This is a genomic window from Glaciecola sp. G7-5, assembly GCF_055808975.1.
Genome location: NZ_CM147892.1, coordinates 208,017 through 227,672, shown reverse-complemented (window position 1 = coordinate 227,672; position 19,656 = coordinate 208,017). Strand labels below are relative to the sequence as shown.

Annotated in this window: 17 protein-coding genes; 8 read left to right on the top strand and 9 right to left on the bottom strand. The window is 41.4% G+C overall.

Annotated elements, in window-relative coordinates; all coding sequences use genetic code 11:
• The first annotated feature begins 35 nt into the window (after positions 1 to 35).
• The 3 genes from AC0L6H_RS00920 to AC0L6H_RS00910 all read left to right on the top strand — a co-directional run bounded on the left by AC0L6H_RS00920 (position 36) and on the right by AC0L6H_RS00910 (position 3,892).
• Complete coding sequence (locus AC0L6H_RS00920; protein ID WP_473392006.1) at positions 36 to 1,919, top strand: DUF1302 family protein; 1,884 nt, start codon at positions 36 to 38, stop codon at positions 1,917 to 1,919.
• A 14-nt stretch (positions 1,920 to 1,933) separates the two neighbouring features.
• Positions 1,934 to 3,247 (top strand): DUF1329 domain-containing protein, encoded by a 1,314-nt coding sequence (locus AC0L6H_RS00915; RefSeq protein ID WP_473392005.1) that lies wholly within the window; start codon positions 1,934 to 1,936, stop codon positions 3,245 to 3,247.
• Between the two features lie 69 nt (positions 3,248 to 3,316).
• Complete coding sequence (locus AC0L6H_RS00910) at positions 3,317 to 3,892, top strand: antibiotic biosynthesis monooxygenase (protein ID WP_473392003.1); 576 nt, start codon at positions 3,317 to 3,319, stop codon at positions 3,890 to 3,892.
• 22 nt (positions 3,893 to 3,914) lie between these two features.
• On the opposite strand, the gene AC0L6H_RS00905 is transcribed toward AC0L6H_RS00910, so the two are convergent.
• From AC0L6H_RS00905 to AC0L6H_RS00895, 3 genes are read right to left on the bottom strand one after another with little or no spacing between them, the layout of a single operon-like run.
• Positions 3,915 to 4,742: a prephenate dehydratase gene (locus AC0L6H_RS00905; protein WP_473392002.1), complete on the bottom strand. Its 828-nt coding sequence runs from the start codon at positions 4,740 to 4,742 to the stop codon at positions 3,915 to 3,917.
• On the bottom strand, positions 4,736 to 5,272 hold the full coding sequence (locus tag AC0L6H_RS00900) for a ketopantoate reductase family protein (RefSeq protein ID WP_473392000.1): 537 nt from the start codon (positions 5,270 to 5,272) through the stop codon (positions 4,736 to 4,738). Before AC0L6H_RS00900 ends, AC0L6H_RS00905 begins: the two co-directional genes overlap by 7 nt.
• Positions 5,269 to 5,682 carry a ketopantoate reductase family protein gene (locus tag AC0L6H_RS00895; protein ID WP_473391999.1) on the bottom strand — a complete coding sequence of 138 codons (414 nt, stop codon included), beginning with the start codon at positions 5,680 to 5,682 and terminating at the stop codon, positions 5,269 to 5,271. Before AC0L6H_RS00895 ends, AC0L6H_RS00900 begins: the two co-directional genes overlap by 4 nt.
• 324 nt (positions 5,683 to 6,006) lie before the next feature.
• Here AC0L6H_RS00895 and AC0L6H_RS00890 point away from each other — a divergent pair, with 324 nt between their 5' ends.
• Positions 6,007 to 6,213 (top strand): hypothetical protein, encoded by a 207-nt coding sequence (locus AC0L6H_RS00890; protein WP_473391998.1) that lies wholly within the window; start codon positions 6,007 to 6,009, stop codon positions 6,211 to 6,213.
• 34 nt (positions 6,214 to 6,247) lie between these two features.
• On the opposite strand, the gene AC0L6H_RS00885 is transcribed toward AC0L6H_RS00890, so the two are convergent.
• Both AC0L6H_RS00885 and AC0L6H_RS00880 read right to left on the bottom strand, forming a co-directional pair.
• A complete protein-coding gene (locus AC0L6H_RS00885; RefSeq protein ID WP_473391996.1) occupies positions 6,248 to 7,264 on the bottom strand; it encodes an aldo/keto reductase in 1,017 nt (338 codons plus the stop codon).
• Positions 7,265 to 7,410: 146 nt separating this feature from the next.
• On the bottom strand, positions 7,411 to 8,421 hold the full coding sequence (locus AC0L6H_RS00880; RefSeq protein WP_473391995.1) for a LacI family DNA-binding transcriptional regulator: 1,011 nt from the start codon (positions 8,419 to 8,421) through the stop codon (positions 7,411 to 7,413).
• A gap of 161 nt (positions 8,422 to 8,582) precedes the next feature.
• On the opposite strand from AC0L6H_RS00880, the gene AC0L6H_RS00875 reads away from it, so the two are divergent.
• From AC0L6H_RS00875 to AC0L6H_RS00860, 4 genes are all read left to right on the top strand, one after another.
• Entirely contained in the window at positions 8,583 to 9,629 is a 1,047-nt protein-coding gene (locus AC0L6H_RS00875; RefSeq protein WP_473391994.1) for a UDP-glucose--hexose-1-phosphate uridylyltransferase, read from the top strand.
• Positions 9,629 to 10,786, top strand: a complete 1,158-nt coding sequence (gene galK, locus AC0L6H_RS00870; RefSeq protein ID WP_473391992.1) for a galactokinase — start codon at positions 9,629 to 9,631, stop codon at positions 10,784 to 10,786. The genes AC0L6H_RS00875 and galK overlap by 1 nt, the downstream gene beginning before the upstream one ends.
• 94 nt (positions 10,787 to 10,880) lie before the next feature.
• Entirely contained in the window at positions 10,881 to 12,464 is a 1,584-nt protein-coding gene (locus AC0L6H_RS00865; protein WP_473391991.1) for a sodium/sugar symporter, read from the top strand.
• 99 nt (positions 12,465 to 12,563) lie between these two features.
• The gene (locus AC0L6H_RS00860; RefSeq protein ID WP_473391989.1) at positions 12,564 to 13,586 is read left to right on the top strand and encodes an aldose epimerase family protein; all 1,023 of its coding nucleotides are present in this window, start codon (positions 12,564 to 12,566) and stop codon (positions 13,584 to 13,586) included.
• A 407-nt stretch (positions 13,587 to 13,993) separates the two neighbouring features.
• Here AC0L6H_RS00860 and AC0L6H_RS00855 read toward each other — a convergent pair whose 3' ends face one another.
• The 4 genes from AC0L6H_RS00855 to prpC all read right to left on the bottom strand — a co-directional run bounded on the left by AC0L6H_RS00855 (position 13,994) and on the right by prpC (position 19,644).
• Positions 13,994 to 14,395, bottom strand: coding sequence for a hypothetical protein (locus AC0L6H_RS00855; protein ID WP_473391988.1), 402 nt, complete (start codon positions 14,393 to 14,395; stop codon positions 13,994 to 13,996).
• A gap of 181 nt (positions 14,396 to 14,576) precedes the next feature.
• Complete coding sequence (gene prpF, locus AC0L6H_RS00850; protein WP_473391986.1) at positions 14,577 to 15,755, bottom strand: 2-methylaconitate cis-trans isomerase PrpF; 1,179 nt, start codon at positions 15,753 to 15,755, stop codon at positions 14,577 to 14,579.
• Positions 15,756 to 15,842: 87 nt separating this feature from the next.
• Entirely contained in the window at positions 15,843 to 18,449 is a 2,607-nt protein-coding gene (gene acnD / locus AC0L6H_RS00845; RefSeq protein WP_473391985.1) for a Fe/S-dependent 2-methylisocitrate dehydratase AcnD, read from the bottom strand.
• A 70-nt stretch (positions 18,450 to 18,519) separates the two neighbouring features.
• Positions 18,520 to 19,644: a bifunctional 2-methylcitrate synthase/citrate synthase gene (gene prpC / locus AC0L6H_RS00840; RefSeq protein WP_473391983.1), complete on the bottom strand. Its 1,125-nt coding sequence runs from the start codon at positions 19,642 to 19,644 to the stop codon at positions 18,520 to 18,522.
• Positions 19,645 to 19,656: the final 12 nt, after the last annotated feature.

Sequence of the window (19,656 nt, the reverse complement as noted above, 5' to 3'; positions counted from 1 at the left end):
AATTGGTTTATTTAAGCACATAGAGAGGATACAACATGCTCAAAAACACACAGTTAGAAAAATGTACAATGCGTAAAGTAGCGCTGGGCTTTGCCCTTTTAGCTACTTTTCAGCAAAGTGCCTTTGCAGAGGAAGTTAGAGTTAACGCATTCATCGAAAACGCAACCTATTTGCGTAAAGATGTGGGTTTATCAAAATTCCGAAACACACTACAGATAGAAGCAGAAAAAACATATAAATCATCAGGCTCTTTTAGCAACATTTCATTAAGTGGGACGTTTCGTCTAAGTTATGATGGTGTTTATGACTTAAATGACGAAGATTTTGGCGACAAGGCGGGTCGAGCAATTTCTCTAGAAAACACTGCTGCTGGTCTAGGTTCCACAGTGCCTTTTGGGGAAGGTTTAGCCCTACCATTTTCCTTCGATACTGCCAACAACCCTAATGAAGGCATGATTGTGCTTGGTGAACATCTTCACGCAACTAACGGTGGAGTTGCATTTGGTGTGCCTATCCGCCCCTGCGACACTGATTCGCGAGGTTGTATTTCAGGTTACCTTTCACGCGACATTCAAGAGCTTAGATCCCAAGAGCTAAATGACCGACTAGATTTTATACGCGAACTCTATTTGGATTTTGATTTCAGTTTAGACAATGGTCACATCATTAGTACTCGTTTAGGTAAGCAGCAAGTTATTTGGGGCCGAACCGACTTATTTAGAGTACTTGATGTGATTAATCCCGTGGATTATTCACGAAACAATATATACGACGAATTAGAAGATATACGAATCCCTATGTGGATTTTAAAAACAGACTATCGCATGGGAGCTACCGAGACTTTTGATGATTTGAATTTACAATTAATTTGGAACTTTGACCGTTTTCGTCCTAATGATTTAGGTCAATGTGGTCAGCCCAATGTAATTGTAGATGCTGGCTGTTTTTTCAGGGGAATGAACAACCTATGGGAAAATGGTGGAACAGTAGCAAACTTTGCCGGGGGAGTCGCTGCAACTGATTTTGGTCCAGGCCAAATAGGGATCCGTCAGGCTAATTTACCAAGTTGGAGTCTTTCAAATACTCAAGTAGGTCTTAAATTTGAGGGTGTGTTAGGTGATTTAGGCTTTTCACTAAATGCCTTGAGTTATCGCTCACAAATGCCTTCACTGCGTGGTGGCATACAGGCGCAAAATGGATTCAATGGTGAAGTTGCCGTATGGCCCTCGCTAATTGCTTTTGATATTGAGTTTCCGCGCGTTACTTTAGTTGGCGGCTCAATGGATTACTACTCACAAAGTATTGATACTGTCTTTAGAATAGAGGCAGCCCATACCTCAGGCGAGGAGTTTGCCAATACATTGAGAAGTGATTTGTTCTCAGAGTCCGATGTGCTGCGTTATGTGGTTGGCGCAGATAAAAATATCTTTATTCCTTTCTTAAATGATAAGCGCGCGTTCCTTTTTTCAGGTCAAATATTTGGTCAGCATATTTTGGATCATGAGCAAGAACAACGTTTACTCGGGCCAGCTGGTATACCTGATTGGGACGAAAATTGGACGGCCACTTTATTAATTAAAGGTTGGTGGATGAACGATAGATTAAGCCCACAAATTATCAGTGCACATGATTTTAGAGCAGGCTCAACAGCCGTGGCAATGTCGGTTGAGTGGATAGTCAGTGATAACTTGAAATTCACTGGTGGCGTAAACTTTAAATTTGGTACTGGCGCTCGTACATTTGACGACTGCCGTACATGTAACCCCTGGGCACCATTTACTGCTGCTTTTCCTGAACACGCAAGCGGATCTACCCTTGGTCTAGGAGGTTTCGAGCCTTTAGGACGCTTTAGATCCGGCCCCATTGGTATGGCTCAAGAAGAAGATGAGCTTCAATTTACCCTTCGTTATAGTTTCTAAAAGAGGACAACAACATGAATATATTAACTTTAGGCATAAAGGTGGGCATCGTTGCTACTATTATGTCAAATCTCGCATTGGCAACACCCGACGTGGTTAAACAATCCTTCTTTCCATATGCAGAAAATAAACCTGTTTCTGAGGGCTTAACTACAGGTATGGTCATCGACCAATCTAATGTTGCTCAGTTTAAAGATGTCATTGATCCAGCCTATTATTCATTTATTGAACAAGGCTGGACGCAGATGGTGATTGGCGATACGACTTCTTTAGCGCTGCACCAGAGTTATATAGACGCCAGTGCCCAAGGCTACGGGAAGGTAAGCTTAGGTGAGAAAGTGGGTGAAATTACCGGTTGGGAAGCCGGAAGACCCTTCCTCGAACAACCGAGTAAAGACGATCCTCGTGCCGGTGAGAAACTCGCGTGGAACTATAAGTATGGCTACAATTGGGGTGATAGCGCTGCGATAAAACCATTTTATTGGAAATACCGGGATATGGAGTCTGCAAAAGTAGAGCGTACTATCAAGTTTAACTTCCATTTTTTGAACTTTAAAGGACGAGTAAATCAGCAGCCAACTCCTGAAATTACACCAAACCCTTCTGATTTATTTCGGTCTATTTACGTTCAAGTATTAGCACCTGATGACGTGCGTAACACACAGTTACTGATCCATCGTGCCGCTGATGACTTAAAACGCGATAATTCTTGGTTATATCTTGGTTTCCAACGCAGAGTTAGACGTTTAGCAACCGGTCAGGTAACTGACGCCTTCCTTGGTTCTGACTTGATGATTGAGGATTTTGAAGGGTATAACGGGCGTATCTCTGATATGAATTGGGAATATAAATCTACTCGTTACATGCTTATGCCGTTTTTTAATCACAATGAGCTAACATTAGATACTGAAACACATGAAGATGATGATGCTTATCAAGTCGTTGCTTTTAGTGGTAAAGGCGGTTGCTTTCCTAATATTACCTGGCAATTACGCAAAGTATATGAGGTTGAAGCGAGTCCCGTAAATGAATCTCATCCTTTATCAAAACGCGTACACTTTATGGATGCTCAAACATTTACTATACCTAGAACGGTATCATACGATCGCAAAGGTACAATGTGGAAAACTTTTACCATTGGTCAAGCTCACCCAGATCATCATTTGCCAGCAAATAAAGGCTCGGGTGTATCTATCGATGATGCATTTAGCATGATAGATGTACAAGCTAATCATTGCACAACAGGTCAATTTAAAGGTCAGGTGGACCCAGAACTGTCTCCAACAAGTATGTTTAGTGTCCAACATTTACGTGCTACCGGAAGTTAAATAACTGTCTCAACCATTTGGGGCTTGCATTAGCAGCCCCTTTTTTTACACAATAATGAGAGGTGAAAAGTGGCAGAAAATAAAGAACCTATTACGGTAATCGTTTCTCGCCGCGTCAAGCCTGAAATGGTGAGAGAGTTTGAATTTCTTACAACAGAAATGACCCAACGAGCAAGCAAGTTTCCGGGCTATTTGGGGACAACATTGTTTAAACCCTCATCTAGTATTGACCCAGAATATCGAATCATGTTTAAGTTTCAAGATATCAATAGTTTGCAGGAGTGGGAAAACTCTTCGCAAAGATCTGAGATATTAGAAAAAATTGAAGATTTATTGATAACAACAAGTGAAAGGGAACAGGTGTCTGGCTTGATAACTTGGTTCACGCTACCTTCAACAAATCCAATTACACCTCCTCCTCGATATAAAATGACACTCATTAGTTGGCTGGCACTTTACCCCGCTGTGACCCTTATATTTTGGCTGTTTGAATCTTGGTTAATAGGGTTTCCACTGTTGATCAGGACATTTATGGTGACTGCAGTAGTGATTGTGTTGATGACGTATTTATTAATGCCCTTTATGACCAAACGCTTTGCTTTTTGGTTGTACCCAAAATCAACAGCCAAAGATAGCGACGTCTAAAAAGCCATTATACTATTAATACTCATAGTGTTGCGGTTTTATAGGAGCCAAGTATTTTTACTTTGTTTCTTTTGCTAACTTCTTTTAAAGCCGCGGCTACGTTAGTGTCCTGCTGGTTACCTTCAAACTCTATAAAAAAATGATACTTGCCAAACATCTTACGAGTAGGGCGAGAAATGATATTGGTTAAATTGATTCTGCGTGCAGAGAATGACTGAAGTACTTCACCTAACAGGCCAGGATGATCGTCATCATCTAGCACAATAATACTGGTCTTGTTTGCTAGCCTTGGATTTGTGTTAGCCGGTTTTTTACTTAGCACTAAAAATCGTGTTTGGTTATTATCGTAGTCATTCACTTTGTTTATCGTAGACGCGAAGTCTTGTGAGCTAAACGACCCAGAGGGAACAATTGCACCTGCTTTATCATCTGCGTCAATACACTTCTCAAGGGATTCAATGTTACTTTCTGTCAAATGAATGCTGACTTTATTCAAATTTTGAATGAACTCCACACATTGGCCTTGTGCTACAAATTGGACAAACAGTTGCTCTATATCCTCTAAGTGTTTAGCATTTGAAACAAATGAAAATTCGATAGGGAGCATCACTTCATCGATGATGCATAAATCGAGCTCCACTAAAAGATCTAGCACTAACGCGATGAAACCCTCCGAAAAATTCTCAATAGGTATGATGCCAATATCACAAGATTGCCCTATTTCATGCAGGGCTTTTCTAATGGTAGGCAAAAAATGAACATCACAAATAGCTGACTGTTGTTGAATAAATTTTTTTGTGGCAAGTTCAGAAAATGTGCCAGCTGGACCTAAGGTTACTATCTTCAACATTCATACCTTACTGATTCTGTGAGATTACGTGAAAACTCTTGATTTTGAGGAGCGGGTATCCCCTGTTTTTGACATCTTTTAATAACAGCACCCACAATAGCGTCTAACTCAAGCTCTCTGCCTTTCTCTTTATCTATTAGCATAGATGTTTTAATTGAAGAAAAGTTTTTGATTAAATCAAACAAGGTATCTACATCTTGCTGAGTTAATTCTACTCCATCATAGCGTGCGGCTACTACGGTTTCTTGCATCGCGTTTTGTATCATGGCCACATAAGAAGGATTATGAGTGAGCTCGAAAGTATTTAGGCCAGTTATGGCCGACAACGGATTTACACCATTGTTAATGATAAGTTTCTTCCATAATTCTAGGCGTATATCTGAAGTGAGCTCAAATGGGATATTCGCTAATGCTAAATATTTGGCAAAGTTTGTCAGTTGATAAGGCATTTGCTGACCAGATCTGACGACTGGCCATGGGCCATAGGTAATTTTTGCCATACCCGTCGATACTATCTCGCCGGGCCTCACAACTTCTCCCCTATCTTGATGGCCATCCCGCCCCATACTCTATCTTGACCTAGGGTATGCGCTAACATCGCTTCGCTGTCTACACCGTTTTGCAGCGATAATATTGGGCATTCTGATAACTTTAACCAAGTTTCAAGTTCTGACAGAACCGTTGAAAGCTGATTGGCTTTGAGGCAAATCATCACTAAATCGAATTGTTTACTTTGAAAATCATTTGTTAGTTCTTGATGATTGATCGCATTCACAAAGCTAAGCTTTTCCTCTCCGTCATGCGTAACCTTGAGGCCGTTTTGCTGAATTGCTTCAAGATGTTGTCCTCTGGCTGTGACAGTAATAGACGTACAACACTCTTGTAAGCGGCTAGCGTAAAATCCGCCAATCGCACCACACCCTACAATTAAAATATTCATATTTTTACGCTGCTTAGTAAGCGTTCAATACTAATTTGGCCTACTCGTTACACTTTAACGTGAAAGAATTATCTGCTTAGTATCAAATCTCAGTATTATTTAGGGGTTAAGCATGTAATATGCCAAAACCTAGTAAGCAAAAATTATTCTGATGTAAACCGCATTTATGCTGAAGTCAGTGCCTTATTGAACAAATAAAGTAATAAAAAATGTACCAAGCAATTCGGCTGATATAGTTAAAATATATACTTTTTATGCAAAATATTTATCAAATAGTTAAATTATGTAACACATTGGATTACAACGAAAATCTAGTGCCTAGGAATGACAACCGATAGCTTCATTTACCAAGGCGCAACAAGACCTATCGATTTGGAATTTGATACAGAGACTCCTTATGGAGCTAGCTTATTTTCTAACGTAAATGGGCTCTACACCAATAATGCGATTGAGGTAACAACTCCCGGCTCATCCGTTTTAAGCTATACCACAATAATTGGGCTGATATATCGCTCAGACAAAGCTGATTAACGTGACCGTGAGTCAGCACATATTTAGCCGTGCGCTAGGAGGCTAATATTTTCTCGATTAATGCTAGCTCTTCGTTAGCAAAGTGCTGTTGTTCAAGTGCATTTACCGACAACGCAATTTGGTCTGGGCTGCTCGCGCCCACTAAACATGAGGTCACAGCAGGATTATGTAAATTCCACGCGATAGCCATTTGCGCTAAGGTTTGATTTCTACTTACAGCGACCTTATTCAACTCTTTTACTTTGTTGAGCTTTTCGACGGTAATTTGGCTCTGGTTAAAATGAATGATTTCGTCGCGCGCGGCTCTAGAGTTAGCTGGAATACCATCAAGGTATTTGTCACTTAACAGGCCTTGAGCCAATGGCGAAAAGACAATAGAGCCAACTCCTTCGTCGAGTAATATGTCGGTTAATCCATGTTCAATCCAACGTTCAAATAAATTATATTTAGGTTGATGGATGAGTAAGGGAGTACCTAGTTCTTTTAATATTTTAATCGCTTGCAAACAATCGTCTGCTTGATAATTTGATATACCTACATATAGCGCTTTACCCGTCCGAACCAACTGATCAAGCGCGTTCATACTTTCTTCAATCGGCGTATTTTTATCTGGCGTGTGATGATAAAAAATATCAAAGTAGTCTAAACCGGTTCTTTTTAAGCTTTGATCACAACTCGATATTATGTATTTTCGAGAACCGCCAATTCCATAAGGTCCAGGCCACATGTCATATCCAGCTTTACTTGAAATAATAAGTTCATCTCTATATCGGCTTAAGTGTTTCTCAAAAATTTTTCCAAATGTGGATTCAGCCGCTCCATAGGGTGGTCCATAATTATTCGCTAAGTCAAAATGATTAATTCCCAAATCAAATGCTTTCTTGATCATATTTGTTGCATTACTTAAGGAGTCAACCTCACCAAAATTTTGCCAAAGTCCAAGCGAAATTTTAGGTAAACGAAGACCGTTTTTACCGCAATATGGATACGCCATTTTGTCGTAGCGAGTTTCTGCCGCCACATAAGTTGGATTGGGTTCGTGAGTAATCATCAATGTCCACTTCTGTTGTAATGCTAAATTATATAGAAGGTTATAATACACCAATCGGTTTGTGCAATGTTTGTTAGGTCAGCCACAAAGGGTTTAGCCTTTAAATCTCTATCGAACAGCAAGGGATAATCAGTGCGGCCAAATAACTAGCTTATTTTATAACTGGTCGATTCTCTTTTTACTAACCTAGGAATGTGTTTACAGTTCCTGTTGTTAGTATTTGTTGCTTGCTTTGCGGCAAGTTCAATACCAGTATTTGCTGCTTGCATGGCCATTTTTTCAATAGGGTAGTTTAAAGTGCTCAGTTTTGGTCTTGAGTATCTTGACAGCAATACGTCATCAAAACCTAACACAGAAATATCTGATGGCACTTTAAAACCGTTATCTTCAAGGGTTGAAATGGCGCCTATTGCCATAGCATCGTTGTAAACAAATAGGGCAGAAAAGCGCTTACCTGAGGCGAGTAATTTTTGTGCTGCGATTTCGCCGCCTTGTAGTGTTGGCTCTCCAAACTCAATGAGCTCAGCGTCAATCGTAACACCCACCGATTTAAGTTCATCTTCAAAGCCTTTTAGTCTAAGTAACGGGTCGTCAATTTGATACTTACTAGAGATACAGGCGAAGTCTTGATGTTCAAGCGCTAATAAATGACGAGCAGCTATTTTACCCCCTTCAAGGTTATCTAACCAAACGCAGCGCGGTGCTATTTGCTCAATGTAACGATCAATAAGCACAAGGCCTGGGACCTTATTAGCAAATTCAATCAAGGCTTGATCGCTGAGTTTCTTGCTGTGCACAACCATAACATCGCAACGTCTTTCAATTAGTAAATTAATTGCCTGCATTTCTGTTTCAGCACTTACCAAACCTGTACTTAACAATAACTGCATATTTTTTTGACGTGCGACTTGTTCAACGCCTTGTGCTAGTGAGGCAAAAAAAGGGTCGACTAAATCAGGTATAACAACACCTAAAGTAGTGCTTTTTTGTGTCACTAAAGCCCTAGCATTGGCATTGGGGCTATAGTTTACATCCGCCATTACCTTAGTGACTTTTTCAATAGTCGCTTTACTGACTTTAGGACCGTTATTTAATACACGAGAAACGGATGCGACCGAAACACCAGCGATACGCGCTACGTCTTTAATTGTTGCCATAAGGGTAACTGTTTACATGGTTATTTATTATTCTAATATCCTTTGAATATACACTGAATACTACATCTAAATCAAGTGAGGGTTGCTTTTAAATAAGTGCTTGCATGATTAAATGTAAACGTTTACCCTTGTTGCTTGTTTTAATTATTGTGACTTAAAATATGACGACAATGGCATTTGACCCAACTGAGCATCCACACCGAAGATATAACCCGTTAATCGATGAATGGGTCTTGGTTTCTCCGCATCGCGCCAAGCGACCTTGGCAAGGCCAGGTAGAAAAACTTGATGAGCAAGAAAAACCCACCTATGACGAAGGCTGTTTTTTATGCGCTGGCAATACGCGTATCAATGGTGAGGTTAATGATGATTACAAAGAAACCTTTGTATTTAGCAATGATTTTGCAGCCATCAAACAAGATACGCCTATTGTTAGCAGTGATGATCCGCTTTTTAAAATGGCGACAGAGCAAGGTGAAAGCCGCGTTATTTGTTTTTCTCCTGATCATAGTAAAACCTTACCGCAACTGTCGGTAAAAGAAATCACCAGTGTTGTTGATACGTGGCAAAGCCAATGTGAAGAGTTGGGTGAAATGTATTCATGGGTGCAAGTTTTTGAGAATAAAGGCAGTGTTATGGGCTGCTCTAACCCACATCCTCATGGTCAAATTTGGGCTCAACAGCAATTACCAACCTTGGTAATGAAAAAACAAAAGGCGCAATCATCTTACTTTGCAAAGCATGGTAGTAAGCTATTACAAGATTATGTCGCCAGAGAAATCGAAAACAAAGAACGTATTGTTGTGTCTAATGATGATTGGTTGGTTGTTGTGCCGTATTGGGCAGCATGGCCTTTTGAGACTTTACTCCTACCACGTTTTAATGTTGCTCGTATCACTGAGTTAACGGAGGCACAAAAGTTGTCTCTTGCGGATATTCTCAAACAAATTACGATTAGGTATGACAATTTATTTAATTGTTCCTTTCCATACTCAATGGGCTGGCATGGTGCCCCTTTTGATGGTGAAAGCCATGATGAATGGACATTACACGCGAGTTTTTTCCCGCCGCTATTGAGGTCGGCAACGGTGCGCAAATTTATGGTGGGATATGAAATGATGGCTGAAGCGCAGCGAGACTTAACACCAGAGCAAGCGGCTCAGAGATTACGTGATTTGCCAGCAATCCACTATAAGGAGCAAAACTAATGACTCAGTCAGTTTTAGAGCAACATGAACTTGTGCAAACTTTATTTGAACAACAATTTCAGCACTCACCAACACAGGTTTGCCATGCTCCTGGCCGCGTAAACTTAATTGGCGACCATACCGATTATAACGACGGCTTTGTGTTGCCAGCCGCAATTAATTTTGGCACGACCATCGCTGCATCAGCGCGTGACGATAAGATTGTAAAGGTATATGCCCATGATTGTGACCAACAAATCGCCGAGTTTTCGCTCAATGAGATAATGTTTGATGAGCACATGATGTGGAGCAACTATGTAAAAGGTAGCGTAAAGGCCTTGCTAGACAAGTACCCTGATATTAATGGTGCAAACTTAGTTGTTACTGGCAATGTACCGCAAGGTGCAGGTTTAAGCTCGTCTGCGAGTTTTGAAATTGCTATTTTAAAAACCTTCGCTCAACTTTATCAATTAAGCCTAGATGGTGTTAATGCAGCATTACTTGGTCAACAAGCCGAAAATGATTTTGTAGGGTGTAATTGTGGCATCATGGATCAACTGATTTCGGCAATGGGTCAGCAAGGACATGCCATGTTACTTGACTGCAAAGATTTGTCTTATGAAGATGCGCCAATTCCTGAAAATTTAACATTATTTATTGTTAATTCCAACGTGAAGCGTGGTTTGGTTGATAGTGAATACAATTTAAGGCGCGAGCAATGTGAAGCAGTAGCAAGGCACTTTGGTGCTAGCGCCTTGCGTGATGTTAGCTTAGCGATGCTAAATTCAGCCAAAGAAGAACTTGAACCTGTGTTATTTAAACGTGCTCGACATGTTATTAGTGAAAACGAACGTGCTATTGCAACATTAAAAGCCTTAAAAGCTAACGATATGGCGTTAATTAGCGCAGCAATGCGAGCATCTCATAATTCTTTGCGTGATGACTTTGAAGTCACCACCAAAGAAATGGATGGCTTGGTTGCGATGATTGACGAGGTATTAGGTGATAAGGGCGGTGTAAGAATGACGGGCGGCGGTTTTGGTGGCTGCATTGTAGCCTTAGTCCCTACAAATTTGGTCACGCAAGTTAATGACGTGGTGAATAACAAGTACGAAAGCCAATTTGGTTTGAAGCCTAGCATCTATTTATGTACGGCAACACAAGGCGCGTTTAGGTAAGCGATTAAAGTAAATATTTGTAAAAAGTGTAAATGAAAGCCGAATTTTAATAGTAAACTATTGGGCAATTATTAGAACAAAATGGTAAAAAACTATGGATTTTGCAAATAAATTAGGGACGATAGACAGCGCTATTTTTATCGTTTATGTCATCGGACTGCTTTGTCTTGCTCTTTGGGTTTCGCGCAATGAGAAAAAAGAGGGCGCCAATACCGAAGATTACTTCTTAGCCAGTAAATCACTACCTTGGTGGGCTATTGGTGCATCGTTAATTGCTGCCAATATTTCAGCAGAACAAATTATTGGTATGTCAGGCTCTGGGTATGCTATTGGTTTATCGATTGCATCGTATGAATGGATGGCGGCAATTACCTTGATTTTAGTGGGTAAATATATGCTTCCTATTTTCTTGGAAAATAAAATATTCACCATGCCGCAATACCTTGAACAGCGTTTTGATAACAAAGTAAAAACCACCATGGCAATATTTTGGTTAGCGGTTTATACCTTTGTAAACTTAACCGCAGTGTTATGGTTAGGAGGCTTAGCTATTGAAACCGTCGCCGGTGTTGATTGGATGTTTGGCATGATATTCCTCGCGGTCTTCTCTGTTGCATACTCTTTGTATGGTGGCTTAAAAGCCGTTGCTTTTACTGATATTTTACAAGTGGTGCTGTTAGTTTTTGGCGGTTTGTTGTTAAGTTACCTAGCGTTAGATGCGGTAGCTGATGGTCAAGGGGTGCTTGCGGGTTTTGGTATTTTGACTGATAAAATGCCTGAGCATTTTGACATGATATTAAGTCCTGAAAATAAGCATTACATGAGCCTGCCGGGTATTTCAGTATTAATTGGCGGTATGTGGGTAATGAACTTTAGTTACTGGGGTTTTAACCAATATATTATTCAACGTGCACTTGCCGCGAAAGATATCAAAGAAGCACAAAAGGGTATTGCCTTTGCTGCTTACCTTAAATTGTTAATGCCATTAATCGTTGTATTGCCGGGTATTGCCGCGGTTATTTTGTACCCAACGTTAACAACACCTGACCAAGCTTATCCATCAATGATGGCGCTTATGCCTGTAGGCATTAAAGGCTTAGTTTTTGCTGCGCTAGTCGCCGCTATTGTGTCGTCTTTAGCATCAATGACTAATAGTATTTCTACTATTTTTACGATGGATATTTATAGCCGTTTTAAACCGAATGAAAGCCAACGTCATTATGTACATATTGGCCGAATTGCTGCGTTAGTCTCGCTATGTATTGCCTTAATCGTTGCCCAACCACTGCTGGGTAAGTTTGACCAAGCATTCCAGTATATCCAAGAATTTACTGGCTTTTTTACTCCAGGGATTGTGGTCATTTTTGTGATGGGTATGTTCTGGAAACGTACTAGCTCAAACGGTGCTTTATCTGCGGCTTTAGGCTCAGCAATTTTTTCATTAGTACTTAAATTCGCATGGCCAGAATTACCATTTATGGACCGTGTGGGAGTCGTATTTTTAATGTGTTTAGGTCTTTGTTATTTAGTTTCTATTATGGATAAAGGCACTACTACGACTACCAATGATAGCAGCGTAAGCTTAGAAAAAGTGAGCTTTGCTACAACTAAGTCATTTAATGTGGCGACCGTGGGAGTGATACTTATTCTTACTGCTTTATACGCGACTTGGTGGTAATAAAGTACTAGCTAAGCTCCATTAAATTAGCCCAATAATTATAGGCCAAGTGCTTGGCCCATAATTTTTTAGGACGAAAAACGCACGCATGAGTCACCAATGAAAGAAAATCAGAAAAGTGAAATGAAAACAATCATTCTGCGTAATGATTATGGTATGTCCGTTGAAATTATTAATTTTGGTGCCAGAATCAAATCGATTAAATTTCCGGTCAATAATTTAGCGCTAAGTAATAAAGCAACTGAAATGATATTGGGTTATGACGATGCTGATGATTACGTAAGGGATGAATTTTACTTAGGAGCAACCTGCGGGCGTGTATGTAATCGTATTGCTGGGGGTAAGTTGGAAATTGATGGCAAGCGCTATCAATTACCCCAAAATGATGGTGAAAACTGTTTGCATGGCGGCGTAGATAATTTCTCAATGCGTTTTTGGCAAATAGATGAACAAACCCTATCTGATACTTCAGTGACTTTATCTCTGGTATCTCCCGATGGCGACCAAGGTTTCCCGGGTACGCTCAAAATATTGCTTACTTATCAATTAAGTGCTGATAACCAATTGATAATCACTTATAGCGCGAATACCGATTTGATGACACCCCTTAACTTAACTAATCATGCTTATTTTAACTTGGGTGAAAAAGACTGTCAGTCGCTGTCTTTACAAATTATGTCATCAGCCTTTCTTGAAACCAATAGTCAAAATATACCGACGGGTAATATCACTGAGGTAGCCGGCACTGACTTTGATTTTAGAGAACCTGCATCTATTGGCCTTAGACAGAAAAATACGCAAGACAAATCCCTTAAAGAAAAAAACGGGTATGATCACTGTTTTGTTTTAGATAATACTTCTTTTACACAATGCAAAGCCGTGCTTGCTTCACTTAAGAACCAAATTAGCTTGTCGGTATATACAGATCAGCCGGCAATACAGCTTTATACTGGCTTTTATTTAAGCGACAAATTTAGCGCCTATCAAGGGCTTTGTTTAGAAGCGCAAAATTACACCGATGCGGATAACCACAAGCATTTCCCTAGTAATATTTTGCATCCTAAGCAACAATATCAGCGAAAAATTGCCTTTTGTTTCACGTCAATAAATAAAAATTGCTAATTGTACAATTAAGCCTGTACTCACATAATTTATGTAATGATTCACTTGGATAATTTTGACTTTGTTGTAACGCTTAAGTGGATTTGTTGATTTACAGCGTCTATGCCCATTTAGAGATTTATACGTTGTTTATTCAACCGGGTGAAGATTATACCTAGCTAACAACTGCGTATTTGATTTACGTTGATACCAATCGTTGACAACCAATTCTAACTCGGTAATTTTACATACCCCAAAATCCCTGTCTTTATTTCTTTTTAAAAAACGGACCATTCTAGATGGGTTTGCCGGTGGAGTTCGGTACCTTATAACGCTGCTATGAGCAGTTTTAATCGTATAGCGCGTGTCCATTGAATGCTCAAGCGCGTTATCCAAAAAGGCTTTGCGTATTTTACTCCGAAGATTAGTTAGGCCTTCGTCACGAGGGAAACCTTGCAGTAGAACACAATTAGGGAAGCGGTAATGCCACAAAATTCAAGCTCAAACTGACTCACACCTGCTAATATTTTATTCACAGCATCACAATATAGTTGCTCATTCTCTAGCGTATAGTCTTCTTTGCAGGTGACTATCGACATTATCGTAATATGCAAATCACTCTCTGGCTGACAATACTGCCCCGGCTCTACATCATTGAATTCATTTAGAAACGCTATAATTTTTGCGCGGGTCTTAGCGCAAGGTCTGGCGAGTAAAGTAATACCGCGTCTTGTATCTTTGCGTCCATTTAAATAGTCATCTAATTCGAATTGATTCTGCTGGTATTTTTGCATGGCGTTTTGCCACATTTGCGTATAGATCTCTTGCAAAGTTTTGCCTATTATTCTTCAAATCCCAGGGATAGGCATGATGATACATCATCTCATTGTGCGTAACAGGCTGTATTTTTTGTTACCTTAAATACACCGAGCGGAGAGGGGACGGGGTCGCCGTCCACAACAGAATATGGCCTAATTAAAGTCACTGCTGGTTTGCTAAGCGCAAATCTACTTAAAAGCAGTCGCCTGGGACCCTTACCCAACCTTCCATTAAAACACGGGCACTGCGGCTCATACTGACCTTTTTTACCGTCCAGTTGTTATTAATCATTTCAGCTTCGGCCCCAACTTTTAAGGTGCCTGATGGATGACCAAAAACTACAGAGCTTCTTTCACCTGCACCCGCAGCAATATTCACTAAAGTACCCGGAATAGCGGCGGCTGTTCCAATAGCGACTGCAGCTGTGCCCATCATGGCGTGGTGTAACTTGCCCATAGATAGCGCGCGTACATGCAAATCAATTTCATTGGCCAGTACCTTTTTACCACTTGATGATGTGTAATCTTGAGGTGGTGCAACAAAGGCCACTTTGGGCGTATGTTGACGCGATACCGCTTCAGAAATATTGTTAATTAAACCCATTTTTACTGCGCCGTAGGCACGAATGGTTTCAAAGCGTGTTAAGGCCTTTTCATCACTATTAATGGCTTCTTGTAGTTCGGTACCCGTGTAGCCAATTTCATCAGCATTTAAGAAAATGGTAGGAATGCCCGCATTTATCATGGTTGCTTTAAATGTGCCAATATCGGGTACTGCTAATTCATCAACAACATTGCCGGTGGGAAACATCGCTTCGCTAGGGTCAACAGGGGCCACAAAGTCGACCTGTACTTCTGCCGCGGGAAAGGTCACGCCGTCTAGCTCAAAGTCGCCAGTTTCTTGCACTTCACCATTGGTAATGGGTACATGCGCCACAATCGTTTTGCTTATGTTTTGTTGCCAAATACGGACTTCGCAAATGCCATTTTCAGGAATTTTACTGGCCTCAACTAAGCCTGAACTAATCGCATATGAACCCACCGCAGCGGTAAGGTTACCGCAATTTCCGCTCCAATCTACAAAGGCTTTATCAATGGCAACTTGGCCAAAAAGATAGTCAACATCGTGGTCAGCGCGGTCTGATTTGGCTAATATTACCGTTTTACTGGTGCTAGAGGTTGCGCCTCCCATGCCATCGGTTTGTTTACCGTAGGGATCGGGGCTGCCAATTACCCGTAGCAACATATTATCGCGCGCTTCGCCAGGTGCCTGACACGCACTTGGCAAATCGCTTAAATTAAAGAACACACCTTTTGATGTGCCACCACGAATATAGCATGCGGGTATTTTGATTTGAGGAACCTGAGACATTGCGCTCTCCTTTAGTTAGATTTATTGACAAAAAAAGCGGTACTCACGAAAAACTAAGTACCGTTTTAATCATCGGTTTAGTGCAACTTAACCGACCGTCGCTTCAAGAAAATCGTTTGCAAATTTTTGCAATACACCACCTGCGGCGTATACCGATACTTCTTCTGCGGTATCTAAGCGACACTTAACGGGAATGTCTACTACTTCACCATTTTTACGGGTTAAGCTTACCGTCATAACGCCACCTGCGGCAGGTACACCATTTACATCGAAGGTTTCGGTGCCGTCAATAGCGTAAGTATGACGTGTTTCACCTTCAACAAACTCTAAAGGCAATACTCCCATCCCTACTAAATTAGTGCGGTGAATGCGCTCAAAGCCTTCTGCAACGATTACTTCAACACCCGCTAAGCGAACACCTTTTGCAGCCCAGTCGCGTGAGGAACCTTGGCCATAGTCAGCGCCCGCAATTATTATTAAGGGTTGCTTGCGCTGCATATAGGTTTCAATAGCTTCCCACATGCGCGATTCTTTCCCTTCTGGTTCAATGCGCGCTAACGAGCCTTGCTTAACTTCACCATTTTCATCTTTACACATTTCGTTGAACAACTTGGGGTTAGCAAAAGTTGCACGTTGCGCGGTTAAGTGATCACCACGGTGAGTTGCATAAGAGTTAAAGTCTTCTTCAGGCAAGCCCATTTTAGCCAAATAAGCACCTGCGGCACTATCTAGCTGAATAGCGTTTGAAGGCGACAAATGGTCGGTCGTAATGTTGTCACCAAGCACCGCTAATGGACGCATACCTTTCATGCTGCGTTCACCGGCAAGCGCACCTTCCCAGTATGGCGGGCGGCGTATATAAGTGCTAGTTTCGTCCCAATCATACAAAGGACTTTCGGCCGGTTCAAACGCGCCTAAATCGAACATTGGAGTGTATATCTTTTTAAACTGCTCAGGCTTAACGCTAGCAGACACTATGGCATCTATTTCTTCATCAGACGGCCAAATGTCTTTTAAGCTAATGTCGTTGCCGTTTGAATCTTGCCCTAATACGTCTTTTTCAATATCAAAACGAATGGTACCCGCAATAGCATACGCTACCACTAAGGGAGGTGACGCCAAAAAGGCTTGTTTTGCATAGGGGTGAATACGGCCATCAAAGTTACGATTACCCGACAAAACGGCGGTTGCGTATAAATCGCGGTCTATAATTTCTTGTTGTATTTTAGGGTCAAGCGCACCACTCATACCGTTACAGGTGGTACAGGCATAGCCTACAATACCAAAGCCTAATTTTTCCATTTCAGATAATAGGCCAGCATCTTCTAAATACAGTTTTGCTACTTTTGAACCCGGTGCAAATGAGCTTTTAACCCAAGGTTTACGCACTAAACCTAACTCGTTGGCGCGTTTAGCTATAAGGCCAGCAGCTACTACATTGCGCGGGTTTGATGTATTGGTACACGAGGTAATAGCAGCAATAATAACCGCGCCATCTGGCATTTGTCCTTGCGCTTCTTGGTCCTTGCAGCCAGCTAAATCTTTTGCTATATGACTTGAGGCTAAATCGGCAGTGGCTAAACGGCGATGCGGATTAGAAGGGCCTGCTAAATTACGAGTAACCGTCGATAAATCAAATTCTAGCACTCTAGGGTATTGAGCTTCAGCTAAATCGTCGGCCCATAAACCGGTGTGTTTCGCGTAGGTTTCTACTAGGGCAACTTGCTCAGGCTCACGGCCTGTCATTTTTAAATAATCAATGGTTTGCTCATCGATGTAGAACATACCTGCCGATGCACCATATTCAGGCGTCATGTTAGAGATGGTTGCGCGATCACCAATGGTCAGTGTTTTTGCGCCTTCACCGAAAAACTCCAAATACGATGAAACGACTTTTTGATTACGTAAAAACTCAGTAATTGCGAGTACAATATCGGTTGCGGTAATGCCGGGTTGACGTTTGCCGGTTAACTTCACACCAATAATATCGGGCAGGCGCATCATAGAAGGGCGACCTAGCATAACGGTTTCAGCTTCTAAACCACCTACACCAATCGCTATTACACCAAGAGCATCAATATGAGGTGTGTGGCTGTCGGTGCCTACGCAGGTATCGGGAAACGCTACACCGTCGCGTGATTGAATAACCGGTGACATTTTCTCTAAGTTGATTTGATGCATAATACCGTTGCCGGCAGGAATTACATCAACGTTTTTAAACGCGGTCTTTGTCCATTCTATAAAGTGGAAACGCTGCGCATTTCGATGATCTTCAACGCTTCTGTTTTTCTCAAACGCGTCTGGGTCAAAGCCTGGCGCTTCAACGGCAAGTGAATGATCCACAATCAGTTGCGTAGGGACAACAGGGTTAACTTTAGCTGGGTCGCCGCCTTGCTCTGCAATGGCGTCACGAAGGCCGGCTAAATCGACTAAAGCGGTTTGACCTAATATGTCATGACAAACAACTCTGGCAGGATACCAAGGAAAATCGAGATCTTTTTTATTGCCAATAATTTGTTTTAAAGCTTCGTTTAAGTCTGCAGGGTCGCAACGACGCACTAACTGTTCAGCTAATACTCTTGCAGTGTAAGGAAGTTTTGCATACGCACCCGGAGTAATGTCTTCAATGGCGGCTCGTGTATCGAAAAAATCGATATTAGCGCCCGGAAGGGGTTTACGATATTCATAATTCATAATGTCATCCTCAAAGTGAGGTTAAAGCGTTAAAGTAGGCTAGGTTTGCGCCTTAGCCTACTTTGGTGATTTATCGTTGCTCGATAGGTGTTACTTTTCTGGGTTCTGCGCCAACATAATCGGCACTAGGGCGGATTATACGGTTATTATCGCGTTGCTCCATTACATGTGCGGCCCAACCTGTTACGCGTGAACATACAAATATTGGTGTAAATAACTTAGTTGGAATACCCATGTAGTTATACGTAGATGCATGGAAAAAATCAGCGTTACAGAATAACTTTTTGGTATCCCACATAAATTCTTCACAGGCTACTGAAATATCATAAAGTGAGGTATCGCCGTTTTGTTTAGCGAGTTTTTCTGACCACGCTTTAATAATAACGTTGCGCGGGTCTGACGTACGGTAAATCGCATGGCCAAATCCCATAATTTTTTCTTTGCGCTCTAGCATGCCTGCCATTTTCTCTTTGGCATCTGCTGGTGAATCGAATTTTTCAATCATATCCATTGCGGCTTCATTTGCACCGCCATGCAATGGACCACGCAAAGTACCAATTGCGCCGGTGATACACGAATACATATCTGACAAGGTTGATGCACACACGCGTGCGGTAAATGTTGACGCGTTAAACTCATGCTCTGCATATAAAATTAGCGACACATCCATGACTCGCTCATGCTGCGCAGAAGGGCTTTCGCCGTTAAGCAAGCGTAAAAAGTGTCCGCCAATTGAAGCTTCATCACTAGTGCATTCAATTTCAACACCGTCGTGCGAATACTTGTACCAATAGCACATAATGGCAGGGAAGGCGGCTAACAAGCGATTTGCTGCTTGTCTTTGCTGTGAAAAGTCTACTTCTGGTTCAACATTACCTAAAAATGAACAGCCGGTACGCATAACATCCATGGGGTGTGCGTCTTTTGGAATCAGTTTTAGAACATCTTTTAACGATTGTGGAATGTCGCGCATGGTAAATAGTTCTGATTTATATTCAGCCAACTCATCTGAGTTAGGTAATTCGCCGTTAAATAGTAAATAAGCGACTTCTTCAAACGTGGCATTTTCAGCTAAATCTGACACATCGTAACCGCAGTAAGTTAAGCCACTACCTGATTTTCCTACTGTACAAAGCGCGGTTTCACCAGCACTTTGACCGCGTAATCCTGCACCACCAATTTTTTTCTCTGACATAATTAATTCCTT